Below are 18,120 nucleotides of genomic sequence, written 5' to 3' on the forward strand. Positions count from 1 at the left end.
AATAGAATTTATGCTTAAAATCTATTCATTATAAACATTAAAAAAAGATACTATTCTGGTATACTCATTTAAATTAGCATTATCAATTAAGCCACCTACTGACTTATTATCATACAATAAGTTCATTCTTTCACGGAGTAAATTTGTTCTTTCAGATACCCTTAAACCTACTGTCGAGCCAGGACGAGAGCCTCTTCTTAATTCTGTATGTAAATTAGAGCTTTGGCTTGAGCTTGGATTTAAATGCAAATCTACATTTATAGGATCGTTTTCATCTCTTATCATATATAAAGAGACAGGAAGTTCCTGACCATCTAAGCAGTCTATAATTTCTTCTATATCTAAGAAAAAAGAATAACCTTCGACTTTAATTTTAAAATGCCGGTATGATTCTGCATTTGTACCAAATACCCCACGAAAAATAATTAACGTATCATGTACAATATCCGAAATAACTATATCATTTCCTTTTTTTTCAAAAAGCAAGTAATCAAAGCAATTTTTAATCGGAAAAATAATTTCGTCAATTTCATTATCTGTAGAAAAATTATCAATAATGATGGTTTTATATTTTACCCAATCATCCGATTTAAGCTTATATACATCCTTTCCTTCGCCAGCACTTAAAATAAGATATTTAACATCTGATAATTTAGTCGGAACAATTACATCATTCCTTTTAGTACCTTTAATCACTAGAGAAGAACCCAGTTTATCCTTTTGATTATTAAAATTATCACTAGATATGGGATGATAAATAATTTCATTATTGCTAGTTATCATCATTAATCCATCACCCACATTTTTAATATTTTTAAATTTTATATTTTGATAAATAGGCACGCTTTTAGGTAAATTCTGTGCTTTTTCTATAACTGAAGGAAGGCTACCTATACTGTTAGATATTGATTCTTCATTAGCAATTTTTTGATAAAATAATTTACCTTCGGTTACATCAAAAATATAAGCTCCATTATTTTCTTTATCGAAACCTAAAAAATCTAACTGATGTGATGATGATAATGCATAGGCAATAACTATTTTCCCTTTAAAATACCAAGCGGGAATTTTATCTTCTCCATTTATTAATCCAGATAACGTTATTAATGTTTCTATTTCTTTATGGTTTCTATCTAACCTTGACCACCAAAATAGCTCTCCTTCTTTCATATTAAGCCATTTATTATTAACACCAATTACTTTAATATCACCATTACTATTAAGTTGTTTAATCTCTCCTTGTCTGTCAACAATAACAATATTTCCATTCAACATAGTTACTTTTTCAATCTCATTTAATCCTCTTATAATTTTAGCCGTTGGATTACCTTCTTCTATAATATCTTGTCCTAGTCCTTCTTGCCTATATATTTTATCTTCATATCGACTGTAAAAGAAAAACACTTCCATTTCATTATCAGAAAATAAACTGCCGATAAGTATTAAATCGTTTGGTGGAGCCCATTGAATTATATTTCCCTGATATTCACTAGATGCATAAAATGACGGTTCAAGATTTGGCTTAATCAATGTATTATTATCGGTACGTAACCAATAACGACGATTAATATCCTTACTATCTTTTCCATCTATTATCATTAATTTTGCACTTTTAATATGTACATCATGATGAATAGCACTTTCTGGTGAGCTTCGCTCTACTCCTAATAACGTAGATATTGACTTAATATCATCTCCCACATTATTTGCAGCAGTAAAAGCTATTTTATCTAATAGTGACACATTATTTGAAACTGATAAAAGCTCTAGTTCATAACCTATTATTCGATATTTGCTAATTATTCCTAAATTATTTCTATCATGACTCACTTTCATTAATATGTTTTCATTTTCTTTCCATAAGCTAATTATTTTTGATGTAGTTCCCCACATACTAAAGCTATCATAGCTAGCATTTAAATCACCATTTTCGATCGTCGTTCGCCATACCATAGGTGTATTAGCTGAATAAAAATAAGCATATTGTTCATCAACAGCACCCAATACCGATGAATGATAATTCTCATTTGATGAGTTTGTAAATATAATGCGGTTATTAGCAACCTCATAATAAGCTTGCTTAATATTATGCCCATCGTGGAAATAGTTATGAACCATAACAAATGCATTATTTAACTGAGATTTATTTTTTATTGGTAAAAAATATTGTTCCGCTTTTATTCCCTCCCCCCATTGGCTGGCATCAGTAGCAAGCATACTTATTTTTTTATCAGTTAAATTAACTTGATATAATTCATTTTTCTTATTAACGATTAGAAGATTCGCTTTTCTACTTAGATCTTTGATATAAACATTTACTCCATTTATTGTTAATCGATTATCTAATAATTGTATATCTGAGCCGTTAACAAAACTTGCATCAATAATCCACTTTGATATTTTTCTATTTTCAATATCGTCTTGTAAAGTCAATGCTGCGCCTAAGTTAATATTAATTCTGTATTCACCACCATACCCTTTTATTATATGATGTAATTTATTTCTCCAGGGTACAGGGATATCTGGAATAACTAAATGCCTATTTTTTTCATCTAAAATAACTTCTATTGATGTATAAACATATTCATGGATTAACTTTATAATAGCTTTATGATAAACACCATGAAAAAAATCAAAATCAAATCGATATTTTTTTTCTATTTCTCTAAGAATATTAAATCCCATATCATCGCGATAACTAGAAAAAGCAAGACTACCATATTCATAATCAATATATGATTTAGGAACAATAGGCAGAACAGTCGTATCCGTTCGGCTTGGGTTAAATCCTATGATTTTCATATCAGACCCTACAGCCTCTCTGATATTAATTGCTTCATCTTTATTGACTACTGAGCTAGGGTTAGGCCCCCAAATACGAATATAATCTTCATCCCCACTGCCAACTAAATCATCTCTACTACGATAAATATATTGGCTATCAAGCTTAAAATATCCTCCACGAAAATTAATCTTCTTATATACAATATAATTTGTTGGTAATATCAATTTTTTTTCAGGATTATACGCTAATTGAGCATTTAGATATCCATTTTTCAAATGATAAAAATAATTACCCACTTGTGCAGCCTCTTCTGCATGTAAGGCATTAATTTTAACTAATTCGGTAATGCCAATACTCACTCCAAAAAGAGGCACTGATAAAGGCTCAACTATCTCTGCAATACCATCTGCACCTATCATGGATATTCCATATTCAAGGGCGGTTACTGAATCAAAAGCTAATTGTGTTCCAAAAACAGATCTTTCCGTTTCATTTTGTGCATTAGCTAATTCATAAATATCTAGCCCAATCAATGTTTCCTGAAAAATTCTCCCAATGTTTTCATTGGCTGTTCTCATCAATTCTGATGAAAACCTTTCCGCCTTTGTTTTTTCAATCTCACTACCTTCTCTCAGTAACACATGCACTAAATGGGATATTTTAGCTGAATCATGAATCTCACCTTGAGCCATTGTCGCATAGCTGATATAACTATGAATTTGCAAAGCAGTATTAAGATTTGAAGGATGTCCATTAGCTATTCCGTCATTGTTATCCCCCATATCTTCTAATAATTTATAAAATGCCATTCCCACGTTAATGCCATCAATCTGTTCTATCTCACTTAAATTAACTCCACGTTGTAACTCTAAGTTATTAAACGAATGGCTAATTTTAAATTTTCGCATATTTTCAGAAAAATATGTTCTGAACTCATCAAATGTTTTATCCGATGTCTCTATCCAATAGTCACTGAACTCTTCATCTTTATTAATAAACTGAATACGATATTTCCCACCACCTATCGTTTCAACATTTGAAAAATTAGCTACCCACTGTTCATCTAATTTATTAGCTTGTGTTATTTCATTATAAGAACGACTAATCCTATCCCTCCATTGTTCTGCCTGTAGGATTTTTAAAGACGCTTGTATCTGTAAATCCTTTAAAATATTTTCTTTATTCTCAATAAAATCACTTACATATTTACGATTATTGATTATATAATTTAATTCATTTTTATTTGATAAATCTGTTACAGTCAATCTAGCCCCAACAGGGGCATTAGCCATTTCATTTGTATTTATTGATATTAGCTCAAAAGTAGGCTGCTGTTCTGAACCTAATGCAAGATAAGTTGTTCCCATCTTATCTTTAATCATAAAATCATTTAACGATGAAAAGAGTTTATCAATACTATTAAACTCAAAAATACCAAAATTTGGATCATAAAAATAATAATAAGTGTTCTCATCATGTACATTTTTTCCAATTAACATAGCGTGTGTCGTGGTATTAATCGCGTACATTTTTTCAATATCTTCTCGACCTAACTCATTCTTTATTTCATCTAAATTAAGGTGACCGAGAGATTCAGAAGCTTGTGTTGCATAAATATTTGAATGAAGCTTTTTAATGCATCTCTTAACAAAATAGAGTTATTATGAGTTGGCAATGCCGCTGCCAAAAATATTTTATCCAGTAGCTCATTAGCACCTTTTAGCCCATCTTTTGTCAATGCAACTGACATAGCCCTTACTAAAGGATAGCATCGTCCCCCAGACTTATCGCCTAATAATGGTAAATAAAAATCTTGAGGTGCCAATCGACTATTAATACTTCCGTGGTGCTGGAAAAGCTCATGAATTTTAGATGTTAAGTTCAGTACACGTATATTATTTTCCAGTGCAACTTTATCTTCAATCTTTTGATATAATGCACCTCGCTCTCTCATGTTCAATTGCGAATTTAAATAAATAGACTTCATTTCCAATGAACTCATATCTTTATTAATATTTTTAATTACAATACTTTCAGCATTTTTAATACCTTGTGTAAAACTATAATTAGAAGATATAATATTATCGTGGACCATAAACTCATAACGCTTATTTATTTCCACTTGCAATATCCCATGCCCAATTTCCTCATCTTTCTCTTGTACAACTGAATTAAACCCTTTTTTACTTTTAATCTGCTGCCATAACCAACTTTGTTCCACAGAGCTAGCTTCTATTAATACTGACAAATAATTTCGTCTATAATATTCAATAGCTCTTTCTTTACTTTCAATTATTTTTATAATCTGTTCAATTCTGCTATTTTCTGCTTCGCTTCTTCTCGCTTTCCGGTTAAGGTTATCTAACTCAGTTTTATACGTAAGAATATGGCTATTTATATATTTGATTTTCTCCTCATAACGTTTATTTATTTTATTCTTAAAATTTAGCCATGGTAGGATGGCTGGATGAGTTAATGAAAATTCACCATCAATATAAATGCCATCACTAATATTTTCTTCATCAATACCAAAATAAAATGCAAGTTGCTTTAGCTTTTGATGTACCTCTTCACGATAAATTGAAAATATTTGTTGATGATGTGTAGCCCATTCAGGATCTGGGGATAATGTGATTGCAGCTGTTTCATTATTACTTAATATAAAATTAGGCATTCCATTAATTAGTTCATATTTCTGCCGTTGTAAGACTAATTGCCATCGCCCATCATTAACCCACATATAGGCCATACCCAAAGCATTGCCAGTACTAGAAACCTGATAATCTCGATAGTCAACGGCCATCACGACATTATCATATAATGAAGAGCTATTCATTCGGCCATCATGGTAAACACGATATGTCGTTTCATTCAGCTGAGTTACCACTACCGACCCACCAGCTAACGAACCTGTAAATAAAAAACTATTTTCTGCCGCATTGATTGGGATATCGACATAAGCAGGTGTTTTAGTTGATTGAGCCGTACCATTATAACCTAAAAAATATGCCTCAATACTTAGCCTATCACTTTGTTCCGATGGGTTATAAACAAATTCAACGTCATAACCATCAGGCTCTATTGCCACAAATTGAGCACGCCCATGTGTAGGTAATTGCCCTATTTTTGTGATGCAATCTGCTCTAATGACATGTGTTTGAGTAAATTTTAATGGATTAGCTGCAAATACTTGAATAGCAATACTCGCGTTACCATTATTCAAAGGAATAGAATCAAGCAAGCCTGTTTTTAATTGGCAATCTAATAAACAGCGCATGATTAATGACAAACTATTATTATATTTTTTTTGTTTATTAATCAGCAAACAATCATTATTACTTCGCATTTAATATATCCTTATAATAAACACTTAGAAAAAGAAATTAAAACATTATTCATAATTAACTTTCAACCTCACGACATTAATCTTTAAAATATCGCAAGTCAATAAATTGTTCTATCATGACAAATATTAATAATTAACTTAACAATAAAAATAGAAAAAAATCAAAGAGACTAATATCAATCACAAATAAAATTATCTTTAAATAAATTTAAAATAGAAAATTTATTTTATCCAATAACAATAAAATTTAACATTCTAAAATACATAGCTTTAATATTACAATAAAAGATAGGAATAGTTTTATCATACAAAAAGGAATGTTATCATGAAACATATATTTAATTATCTTTATTCGTTGCCCTTTGTTTTTATTTATAGTTCTGCTTTTTCAACAACGCCTTCTGATATCAACCAGTCTAAAATTATTAATATTGCTGAGCCTCTTGATAACCATACTTCATTTAATAGTTTTGAAACACTTTCTTCTAATGAATATGGTTTGATTTTTAATAATGATATAAATGATAATAAAGCACTAGGAGGAAAAGCAGCTAAGTTGATATTAGCTGAAGTCACAGGAAATGAGGCAACCAACCTGCAAGGTGTGTTAGGGATAAAAGGCCAAATAGCCAACCTAGTGATTGCTAACCCTAATGGGATCACATGGAACAATGGTTCTGTAAGTAATATAAGCAGCTTATCACTGGTCGCTGGTAATTTTGAAAGGCAATTTATTAAAGATAAAACAGATCCAAGTAAACTTATTCCTAAGCCATTAAAAGACTATACTCAATTAAAATTTTCAGTTTCCCCTAATAGCCAAGTTACAATCAATCACTCTCAAGCAACCCCCATTCAACTTACTAAAATCAACGTTTTTGCCGATCGCATCAAGCTACAAAATGCAGTCAATATTACATCAGCAGTTCAAAATTATCTAAGTTCCTCTGGTCATGCCTCATTATCTATCAATGAAGGTACGCTTCGCTCTGGGAGCAAATTTAAACCTACCGTAATGCACAGTCAAGGAAGCCATTTTGAGTTAGGCGAAAATGCAAAATTAATGGGACGTTCAATCTTATTAGAAAGCCACCAGTATCAGTGCAAGGACAGCTTTATGTGCCCACAAAATAAAATTGATATTAAAGGATTAATAGAAGCGATGAATTTTTCATTACAGGGGGATAGCCAACTCTCTGTCACTGGCAGAATACGCTTAGGCAGTAATCAACAAACTTTAGTTGGGCAAAATATGACTGATTAATAAAAGTTAAAAACTCAACAACTCATATCTGTAGCGACAAAGTTTCTCATTAAATTCTCAAACAAGCAGCAGCCTCAAAATAAGGCTGCTGTATTTTCTTATATTATCTGCTTATTAATTACATCCAGAAGAACCAAGCAAACAGCGAAATAACGATAATACACGCTACGTTTAATACGGCGCCAACACGTACCATCTCTATCTGCCTGATATAACCTGAACCAAACACAATCGCATTCGGTGGTGTGGCCACAGGTAACATAAAGGCACAGGATGCACCAATACCAATAATCATAGTCAGAACCATAACTGGCATACCTAGCGCTTCAGCAACCGTCGCAAAAATAGGTACTAACAATGCAGCACTCGCAGTATTACTGGTAAACTCAGTTAAGATAATAATAAAAGTGGTGACAGCGAGTATAATGATAAACCAATGGCTTTGACCAAATGTCATTTGCATCCAGTCAGCCATGATCTTACTTGCGCCTGACGAGCTTAGTATTGCACTAAGAGTTAAACCACCGCCAAACAGCATCAATACGCCCCACTCGGTATTTTTCTGAATTTGCGCCCAGCTAGCAACACCTGTGACACCAATAAGTATTGCAGCACTCACCGCTATAATGGTATCGAGATCTTTAACACCGCCTAATGCTTCGCTGATAAACGTACTAGTGATCCAGCAAACTACTGCTAATAAGAAAATCACCATTGCTGTAATGCGCTTGCCATTCCATTTCACATGTTCTAATTCTAATTCAAAACGATGCTTCAAATTTGGACGTAGCATCATAAACATCAGAACAAACATCATAGGCAACAGCACCACCATAATTGGAATGCCGTATTTCATCCATGATAAAAAGTCTAAGCCCAGTGCCGAAGCTGCGATCGCATTTGGTGGACTACCCACGATAGTCCCTAAACCACCAATACTCGCACTGTATGCGACACCAAGTAAAACAAATACAAAGGTATTACGTTCATGACGCACATCTAAGTTAGAGAGGATCCCTAACACTAATGGAAGCATCATTGCAGCTGTTGCAGTATTACTAATCCACATTGATAGCAATGCCGTCACACCAAATAACAGTACAACGGCAACGGATAAGCGACCACGCGCAACCATTAATAAACGGTTAGCAATTAATCGATCAAGCCCTTGAATATGCAGAGCTGTTGCTAAAGCAAAACCGCCAAAGAATAAGAAAATGATGGGATTAGCAAATGACTTAAGGGCATCCCCTGTATTCATTAACCCAAGCCCAACCGCTAAGATTGGAATACATAATGCTGTGATAGTAACGTGTATTGCCTCAGTTAGCCAAAGCACACCAATAAATACCATCATTGCTAAGCCTGCATTTGCTTTATCATCAAATGGCAGATACTTTAAAAGTAGAATTAACAATACGATATCAATAGCTAAAATAACCCAGCCCTTTACATTAGATGGGGTTGGTCCTACAGCGGGTTTTAAGGATTCGGACGCATCCATATTCGTTCCCTCGGCTGATATTAGTGCTATGCACCTCAAGCTCTTGTTAAGATTTATTTACAGTGGAGGGAATATAAAGTTAATTGAATGAAATTCAAATGTAGATGATCCAATTTTGAGATCTGAAACGCGCAATTTAACTATTTTTTCATTTGAAATACAAAAAACTATCGATTTTATCGACTGAATTTAAGGTAAAAAAATGGAGAGCCTAGGCTCTCCATTTCAATAAAAACTTAACATAAGTTAAATTATGCTTGGCCTTTAACTTCTTTCAGACCTTTAAATGGCGCACGGTCACCCAGCGCTTCTTCAATACGGATCAGTTGATTATACTTAGCAACACGGTCAGAACGGCTCATTGAACCCGTTTTGATTTGACCCGCAGCTGTACCCACTGCTAAATCAGCGATAGTTGCATCTTCAGTTTCGCCTGAACGGTGAGAAATAACCGCAGTATAACCAGCATCTTTCGCCATTTTGATTGCAGCTAAGGTTTCAGTCAAAGAACCAATTTGGTTGAATTTGATCAAAATAGAGTTAGCGATACCTTTGTCGATACCCTCTTTCAGGATCTTGGTGTTAGTAACAAATAAGTCGTCACCAACCAGCTGGATTTTGTCACCAAGAACTTTAGTTTGGTATGCGAAACCATCCCAATCAGATTCATTCAGACCATCTTCGATAGAAACAATTGGATATTCTTTAGTTAGGCCTTCTAAATAGTGAGTGAACTCTTCAGAAGTGAAAGTTTTACCTTCGCCTTTCAGCTCATAGTTGCCAGTTTCTTTGTTGTAGAACTCAGAAGCAGCACAATCCATTGCCAAAGTGACATCTTTACCTAAAACATAACCTGCTTGTTCAACCGCTTCTTTGATAGCAGCCAGTGCAGCAGCGTTAGATTCTAAGTTAGGTGCATAACCACCTTCATCACCAACAGCTGTATTCATACCTTTAGATTTCAGTACTTTTGCTAGGTGATGGAAAATTTCAGAACCCATACGAACAGCTTCTTTCAAGGTAGGCGCACCGACAGGCTGGATCATGAATTCTTGGATATCAACGTTGTTATCAGCGTGTTCACCACCATTGATGATATTCATCATTGGCAGAGGCATTGAATATTGACCGTGAGTACCATTCAGATCAGAAATATGCTCATAAAGAGGCATACCTTTTGCCGCCGCAGCAGCTTTAGCGTTTGCTAAAGACACAGCAAGGATCGCGTTCGCACCAAATTTAGATTTGTTATCAGTACCATCTAGATCAATCATGATCTTATCGATAGTCGCTTGGTCTTTGGCATTTTGACCAATCAGCGCTTCTGCAATTGGGCCATTAACTGCACCAACAGCTTTTAGAACGCCTTTGCCCAGAAAACGTGATTTATCACCATCACGCAGTTCCAGTGCTTCACGAGAACCTGTAGATGCACCTGATGGCGCAGCGGCTAAACCAACGAAGCCACCTTCTAAATGAACTTCAGCTTCTACAGTTGGGTTACCACGAGAATCAATGATTTCACGACCGATCACTTTAACGATTTTGGACATTAGGTTTTCCTCAGTACAAGTTAAATTGTGGGAGGTAGGCCATTAACCTACCCCGCCATATCTTATTTCAACTCACCTTTCTGGTAGCTACCAGCGGCTTTAACAAAACCTTCAAACAACGGATGACCATCTCTTGGTGTTGAAGTGAATTCAGGGTGGAACTGGCACGCCACAAACCAAGGATGATTTGGGTTTTCAATGATTTCGACCAGTTTATTATCTACTGAACGACCAGCAACTTTTAAGCCAGCCTCTTCGATACGTTTTAACAGCAGATTATTCACTTCATAACGATGACGATGACGTTCAACAATAGTTTCTTCGCCATACATACCACGAACCAAACTGTCTTTAACTAAATGACATGGTTGGCCACCAACACGCATGGTTCCGCCGAGATCGCTCTCTTCAGAACGGACTTCAAGGTTACCCTCTTCATCGCGCCACTCAGTAATTAATGCAACAACTGGATACTTACAATTCGCATCAAATTCAGTTGAGTTTGCACCTTCCATATTGGCAACATTACGTGCAAATTCAATCAGAGCAACTTGCATACCTAAACAAATACCTAAATAAGGCACTTTGTTCTCGCGTGCATAGCGCGCAGTCATGATCTTACCTTCGATACCACGTTCACCAAAACCGCCCGGAACAAGAATGGCATCTAAGCCTTTTAGCAGATCAACACCACGAGTTTCAACATCTTGTGAATCAATGAGTTTGATATTGACGCTCAACCGATTTTTCAAACCACCGTGTTTCAGCGCTTCAATGACTGATTTATAAGCATCAGGTAATTCAACATACTTGCCAACCATACCGATAGTGACTTCGCCAGTAGGGTTTGCTTCTTCATAAATCACCTGCTCCCACTCAGCCAAGTTAGCTTCGCGGCAATCTAAGTTGAAACGCTTGCAGATGTATTCATCCAAGCCTTGTGATTTCAACATACCAGGGATTTTATAGATAGAATCGACATCTTTCAGTGAAATAACTGCTTTCTCAGGTACATTACAGAACAATGCAATTTTTGCACGCTCATTTGCAGGGATCACACGATCTGAACGGCAAATCAACACATCAGGCTGAATACCGATAGAGAGCAATTCTTTAACTGAATGCTGAGTTGGCTTAGTTTTCACTTCACCCGCAGCTGCCAAATATGGCACAAGGGTCAAATGTAGATACAAAGTACGTTCACGACCAACTTCCGCCGCCATTTGACGAATCGCTTCTAAGAATGGCAGTGATTCGATATCACCGACTGTTCCGCCAACTTCAACGAGAACAACATCATGACCTTCACCACCACGGATGATGCGGTCTTTGATTTCATTAGTGATATGAGGGATAACTTGAATTGTTGCGCCTAAATAGTCGCCACGACGCTCTTTACGCAGAACTTCTGAATACACACGACCTGTGGTGAAGTTATTGCGACGCGTCATCTTAGTACGGATAAAGCGCTCATAATGACCTAAATCCAAGTCAGTTTCAGCGCCGTCTTCTGTTACGAAAACTTCCCCGTGTTGGGTTGGGCTCATAGTCCCCGGATCGACGTTAATGTACGGATCCAGTTTCATAATGGTAACATTGAGTCCACGGGCTTCGAGTATAGCCGCCAGAGAGGCTGCGGCAATGCCTTTACCCAGAGAGGATACGACCCCGCCGGTCACAAAAATATAATTAGTTTTCATGCTGAACCTGAAAGTTTAGGTTTAAAAGATGATGGATATAACAGGACGGGAAAACAGTATACCCGAACCTTAATTTCGCTACAAACGATCTAAGCACGATAAGGTTAATTTTCATCTGTATCCCATTAATATCAGCAAGTTAAAAGAAAAAATATTTTTTAGCCCTCAGCTGGTTTGATTAACATCCAAGCATAAATATCGCTATCATTATGAACATTCAGCAAGTTAGGTAGATTTCAGTCCATAACTAAGTAACGCCACATTCAAAAACAATTTAGCTTAAACTTAAAGGAAGTCGCATAGCCATATATCATGACTGAACCAGTATAATACATATTTCAGACTGATGATTTTGTGTCAATGTGCCTTCATGGCACTCAAAACAAACATTCCTGACTGACTCTACACTCATCTATTCATCACTTAGATAGATTAGCATAGTTTTCAGAAAAGCTAAATCCTTTCAGCATTAAAGAAAGGGAATAATTATTGTTTTATATCAATCTAGTGAAACTTTGCTATTAAAAATTGAAAACAGTATCATTATCACGGATTGTAAACCGCGTTAACACTGTATTTTTCATATCAAAGATTAAATTGCATGCTACATATTCAAGCTATGAAACCCAACTATTGAGTTGAAGATCAAAAACTCGATCGGCAGACTTTATCATTTCAGGACGATGGGCAACAAAAATACGAGTAATTTTTAGAGAATTAATAGCTTCCGTTATTCTTTGTTCATTTTTCACATCTAAATCACTTGTAGCCTCATCCATTAATAGAATTTTAGGCTCCCGATAAAGTGCTCTTGCAATTGATACTCGCTGCCTTTGCCCTCCTGAAAGAGTACTTCCTATATCACCAATCATCGTGTCATATCCCCTAGGGAATGAGCATATCTCCTCGTGTATTGATGCTAATTTAGCACACTCAATCATTTTATCTATATTAGCAACATCAGCAAAACCCGTTATATTTTTTTGTAGAGAACCTGATAATAACTTATCGTCTTGCATCACAAAAGCAACATGTTCTCGGAGCATATTATTATCTATATGATAAAGGCTATTTCCATTAATTATTATTTCACCACTATCGGGTGTATATAACCCTGATAATATATACAACAATGTTGATTTACCACACCCTGAAGGCCCTATAATTGCAATACTCTCTCCAGAATGGATTTCAAAATTAATATTTTCAAAAAGATATGGTTCATTTTCTGAATATCTAAAGGATAAATTTTTAATAACTACTCCTCCATTTAATGATAAACTATATTTGTTATTATTTAGCTTTTCCATTGGAGATAAAATAACATCAGTCAAACGCTGACTATGCATTGATACTAAATAAAAATCTGATATCGCATTTACCAATTTAATTATTCTAGTAATTATAATATCAGAATACAGTATCGTTGCTAACAATACTCCTATAGTTATATCATTATCAAGTTTCAATGCACCAAAAACTAGAACATAAATACTAGATAATCCTATTAGAAATACAGAAATAGTATTTACCAATAGATCAAGCTTGAATAGCTTATTTCCTGCATGCGTACTATTAATAAGATGGTTTACCCATTCATTTCTACGTATTTGAGTAAGGTTCAACATTTTTACGACACTAATAGCTCTCACTGTCTCAATAAAATGTGATGATTGAATAGCGTCAAAGTAAATGTTTTCTACCTTACTGTTTTTATAAACAGAAAATAAAAAAACCTCAATAATATATATATAACACTAGCCAATACAGGCCCTATTGATAAAAAACAAGAATATGATAAAAGCATTAATAATGAAATAAATATCACAATAATATCAAGAATAGAAGATATCATATCTGCGGTAAAAGTTTCTTTAATTGCACTTAAAGATTGAAATCTAGAAGTAATGTCGCCAATATGTCTTTTTTCAAAAAATGGTAATGTCAAATTAATTAACCTATTAAAGAAAGCCTCTGACCACTTAATACCTAAAATATACCTTAAACTCATTAGAATCAAAGCTCTAATAACAGAAAGCATGCCTCTTATTAATAATGCAAAAATAATAATGATACCAACAATAACTATTCCGTCTCTATCTGATGCTTTAACTAAAGTATCAATTGTAAATTGGGATGCTATAGGAACGGTGATTGACAATAACTCTATAATAACTGAAATTAATAATACACCTACAATAATAGGGCCAATTCCTCGAACACCTCGAAATAATTCTAATACCGTTAAGTCCATTTTCAAAGGCCTTGTATTAAATAACTCTGTAGGCCATGCTTCTATGATAATACCGGTGAATTTATTCGATAATTCATTTAATGAAACTCTTCTAATCCCCATACTAGGATCATGGATAATAGCATATTTTTTAGTTGTTTTTATAATAATAACAAAATGATTGAATGACCAATGAATAATTGCAGGTTGTTTTAATAAGAATAAATCATTGATTTCGACTCTTGAAGCACGAGCCGTCATATCTATTTTATCAAATGTATTAATAATGTCTTTTAGTGTCATACCATGGTTAGTTGTATTATACAACTTCCTTATAGAAACTAAATCAACTCGTTTTTTGAAATAACCCGCTATCATAGCAATGCAAGCGAGTCCACATTCATTCGATTCTGATTGTAAGACTAAAGGTGTTTTTTTCCATAAAAAATCCATTCTCAATTATCATCCCAAATATGATTAATATTATTTTTTTGTTGGTAAAAAATCCACTGCCAAACTTTACGATGCCTTGTCAATATATCAGCTTCAACATTTACCCCCAAAGGCAATTCTATTTCATTATTAAAATGAATAAGTAATCTAAAGTATTGTATATCATTTGATAATTTTTTAGGGCTTTTACTAATAAGCTCAATCTTTCCTCGTACTTTTCCAAACCATTGCCAAGGTAATGATTCAATTCTCATTAAAACAGATTGCCCAATTTTTACTTCCTGTAGAGCTGAAGGCGGTAACCACATTTCAACATAAGATTTTGCTTTTTCAGGTATTACAATAGCAATCGCTTGTCCAATAGAAATTCGTTGACCATATTGAATATTAATAATAGATATAACTCCATCTATTGGTGCTACAATGTGCGCTTCCATCTGAGATGAGTAACCTATAACCGATTGTTTTAACAATGACTCCTTATGCTTAATCTCCATTAAAAGTTGTTTTTTTTGCGTACTTATTTTATCCAATTCAATTATTATTTGCTGTTTCTCTGATACTGTTTTCGCTAGACTAATTTGATGTAAACTCAATTGAGTAATTGAGTTAAAATATTCATTTTCCCTATTTATTTTTTCTTGTTCTGTTGCAATTCTTTTTTCAAATAATTCTTGATAATGAATCATTCTATTTCTTAATTTTAAATTATTATCTGTTTCACTTTTAATTACTGATTTAATCACTTTTATTTCTTTCTCTTTTTTTTTCTATCATTTTAATCAAATTTTCATTTTCATTATCGGCCTCTTTCAATAAAATATCTTTTTGTTTTTCCAACTCTAGAATTTGGCTTTTTGATATTTCTAATAGTTTTTCATTTACTGAGCCATTTGAATAAAAAGTATCTCGTGAAATAGTAGCTATAACATCACCTTTCTTAACCTTATTATTCTGCTCAACATAGAGTTTTTTAACTACCCCATCATAATTTGAAATAACTTCAGATGCTGCTGGTTTATAAATAACATGACCTTTAATTGGTATTCTTTGAGTATAAGAAAGTAATAAAATAAAAACTATTAACAAAAAAATAAAAAAAGAGCACCATAGTGTAAAAGGTAAAATTGAAGGAGGTGATACAGTGAAATCACCAATAAAAGAGTTCTCTTTATATGTTAAAGCTTCATTGCGAAAGATAGATTCACTTTCATTCATATAACTAATTCTTAATATAAAGATTATTCTTAGGTAAATCTATAATAATGACCTTATTTTTTAAGTAAGTCATACCTAGTAATCCATCAAAATCGATCTCATCATTCTCTATTGAAGAAACAATCATTGCAGGACTTTTAATAACTCTACTCATTCTATTTTTCATGTAAAACTCAACTACCTTACAATCAGTATAGAGTAAATCAGGTGAAAAAACATTACAACCTAACAATTTAGCTTTATCTGGTAATTTACTTTCAAAAATAATCGAATGACTTGCCGCAGTATCAATAATAAAGCGTAATAATTTTTTTTCAATCATAGCATTTATAACTAATCCTGATTTTTCCTTATTGACCGAATATAATGACCATGCATCAATATCTCTAGGTAAGTAATGTAAAATTTCAATTCTATTATTTTCAAAATCCATCATAACAATTTTATTTTTAAACATCCCTAAACCTATTACCTCACTGTTAGGAAGTTCATCACCTATTGCTAATCCCCATGGTTTTAAATTGACAACTTCGAAATCATGAAAATACATATTAGAGATTTCTAATTGACTAATATTTATAGAGGATACTTTTTTTTCCATTCCTGTAATATCAATAAAACGACGCACTCCTCCATCATTGATGTTACTTGACTCATAATTTTTTAATTTATTAAAACCATCCAATTCCAAATGTAATCCAGAACTACTTCCTGTATCTAACATTAATGTATGTTTTTTATTTAAAATCATAACGTCAACTAATGGAATCCCTCTTTTATCATATCTTATCTTCCAATACTTTTCATTCTCTATAGCTGAACAAGTCATAACATAAGATAATGCAATCACTAGAAACCATTTCATTCTATGATACCTATATTATTCATTATTTTTTCCTCAGAAATACCAACAGAAATAATATGTGAAGCAGCTCTACTCAAAAACTTCCTAATTGAGGGACAAAATACAGACTTATTATTAAAACCATTACTTTTTGAATAACGCTGAATATGCCTACCACCTCCACAAATATTTCTCCATATACAATCACTACATTCATCAGGAAGTTTCTGTGCTATTGTTATATACTTCTGCATTTGCCATGATGACATGATTTCAAATAATGATAGCCTCTTAATATTTCCAATCGATGTAAAAATTTCATCATTCGTAGCTCGTAAAGTATCATCAATATAGACTTCCCCTTCAGAGCTTATTGTTAAAGCCACAATATCATCAGATGATTTAGTCAGCCCCATTACCGGAGTGAAATCTATATTTAACATAGACTGTATATTAGTATGAAAATAACGAACATAAACATCTGGATCTGAATCTAAAAAAAACTCATCTAGTGCAGAACAATAAAAATCAGATAACTTCTCTGGATTATTACAAGTATCATGACTCTCATCAGGAATCAAAAAATCAAATTTTTTGCATTTTAAAACATCAGTAAAATGACGATATATTTCTGCCCCGTTAATAGTAGGATTAGCTACACATAATACTCCTGGTTGATACCCTATTTTTCCTACATTCCAAGCTTCTTGTAAGCTTTTTAGTCCTCTGACTGTATCTTCATATGTACTTCGACCTTTTTTATCTAAACGATATTTGTCATTAATATGTTTAGGGCCATCAATAGAAACACCAATACTTATATTATATTCTGAAAAAATATCAATCCAATCATTATCAATTAAAATAGCGTTCGTTTGGCAGGCTAATTGTAATTTCGTTTTATAATAATCTCCAGAGGTAAATTCTCTACATGCATTTTTAAATCGTTCCTTCCCCATCATTAAAGGCTCACCACCATGAAAATCGACTTGAATAGTTTCAATTTCATATTCTTTACAAGCTCTTTCAAAAAAAATTCTCAATGATTTAATTATGTCATATGAAATAATTGCCTTTGAATTTATTGCTGTATCATTACCTAGATTAAAAACATAGCAATAAGTACAATTAATATTGCATCTTTCACTTACTTTTAAAATGACTTCAAGGTGTTTAATTTTTTCTTTCATGCTATCACCATAGTAACTAGCACAGAGTTT

Annotated in this window: 11 protein-coding genes and 1 pseudogene; 1 reads left to right on the forward strand and 11 read right to left on the reverse strand. The window is 33.3% G+C overall.

Translation table 11 applies throughout. The features are described from left to right. Positions 1-21: 21 nt before the first annotated feature. Positions 22-4,314, reverse strand: coding sequence for a TcdA/TcdB pore-forming domain-containing protein (locus SC428_RS09775; protein ID WP_318707342.1), 4,293 nt, complete (start codon positions 4,312-4,314; stop codon positions 22-24). Between the two features lie 41 nt (positions 4,315-4,355). Further along, positions 4,356-6,131 (reverse strand): hypothetical protein, encoded by a 1,776-nt coding sequence (locus SC428_RS09780; protein WP_318707344.1) that lies wholly within the window; start codon positions 6,129-6,131, stop codon positions 4,356-4,358. Between the two features lie 325 nt (positions 6,132-6,456). On the opposite strand from SC428_RS09780, the gene SC428_RS09785 reads away from it, so the two are divergent. Further along, complete coding sequence (locus SC428_RS09785) at positions 6,457-7,395, forward strand: filamentous hemagglutinin N-terminal domain-containing protein (RefSeq protein ID WP_318707346.1); 939 nt, start codon at positions 6,457-6,459, stop codon at positions 7,393-7,395. Positions 7,396-7,513: 118 nt separating this feature from the next. On the opposite strand, the gene SC428_RS09790 is transcribed toward SC428_RS09785, so the two are convergent. The 9 genes and pseudogenes from SC428_RS09790 to xyeB form a co-directional block, all read right to left on the reverse strand. After that, positions 7,514-8,899: a DASS family sodium-coupled anion symporter gene (locus tag SC428_RS09790; RefSeq protein WP_070925186.1), complete on the reverse strand. Its 1,386-nt coding sequence runs from the start codon at positions 8,897-8,899 to the stop codon at positions 7,514-7,516. A gap of 251 nt (positions 8,900-9,150) precedes the next feature. Then, complete coding sequence (eno, locus tag SC428_RS09795) at positions 9,151-10,452, reverse strand: phosphopyruvate hydratase (protein WP_070925187.1); 1,302 nt, start codon at positions 10,450-10,452, stop codon at positions 9,151-9,153. A gap of 62 nt (positions 10,453-10,514) precedes the next feature. Beyond that, positions 10,515-12,152 (reverse strand): glutamine hydrolyzing CTP synthase, encoded by a 1,638-nt coding sequence (pyrG, locus tag SC428_RS09800; protein ID WP_070925188.1) that lies wholly within the window; start codon positions 12,150-12,152, stop codon positions 10,515-10,517. Positions 12,153-12,769: 617 nt separating this feature from the next. Beyond that, positions 12,770-13,501 carry an ATP-binding cassette domain-containing protein gene (locus SC428_RS09805; protein WP_412544618.1) on the reverse strand — a complete coding sequence of 244 codons (732 nt, stop codon included), beginning with the start codon at positions 13,499-13,501 and terminating at the stop codon, positions 12,770-12,772. Positions 13,502-13,609: 108 nt separating this feature from the next. Beyond that, positions 13,610-14,838: pseudogene (locus SC428_RS09810) on the reverse strand (cysteine peptidase family C39 domain-containing protein); the annotation flags it as partial. A 2-nt stretch (positions 14,839-14,840) separates the two neighbouring features. Beyond that, entirely contained in the window at positions 14,841-15,584 is a 744-nt protein-coding gene (locus SC428_RS09815) for an HlyD family secretion protein (RefSeq protein WP_318707354.1), read from the reverse strand. Continuing rightward, positions 15,577-16,056, reverse strand: a complete 480-nt coding sequence (locus SC428_RS09820; RefSeq protein WP_318707356.1) for a biotin/lipoyl-binding protein — start codon at positions 16,054-16,056, stop codon at positions 15,577-15,579. Before SC428_RS09820 ends, SC428_RS09815 begins: the two co-directional genes overlap by 8 nt. Before the next feature lie 4 nt (positions 16,057-16,060). After that, positions 16,061-16,921 (reverse strand): hypothetical protein, encoded by an 861-nt coding sequence (locus SC428_RS09825; RefSeq protein WP_318707358.1) that lies wholly within the window; start codon positions 16,919-16,921, stop codon positions 16,061-16,063. Further along, positions 16,918-18,090, reverse strand: a complete 1,173-nt coding sequence (gene xyeB, locus SC428_RS09830; protein ID WP_318707360.1) for a cyclophane-forming radical SAM/SPASM peptide maturase XyeB — start codon at positions 18,088-18,090, stop codon at positions 16,918-16,920. The genes SC428_RS09825 and xyeB overlap by 4 nt, the downstream gene beginning before the upstream one ends. Positions 18,091-18,120 lie beyond the last annotated feature (30 nt).

The sequence above is a fragment of the Providencia sp. 2023EL-00965 genome (assembly GCF_033550225.1).
Taxonomy (GTDB): Bacteria; Pseudomonadota; Gammaproteobacteria; order Enterobacterales; family Enterobacteriaceae; genus Providencia; species Providencia manganoxydans.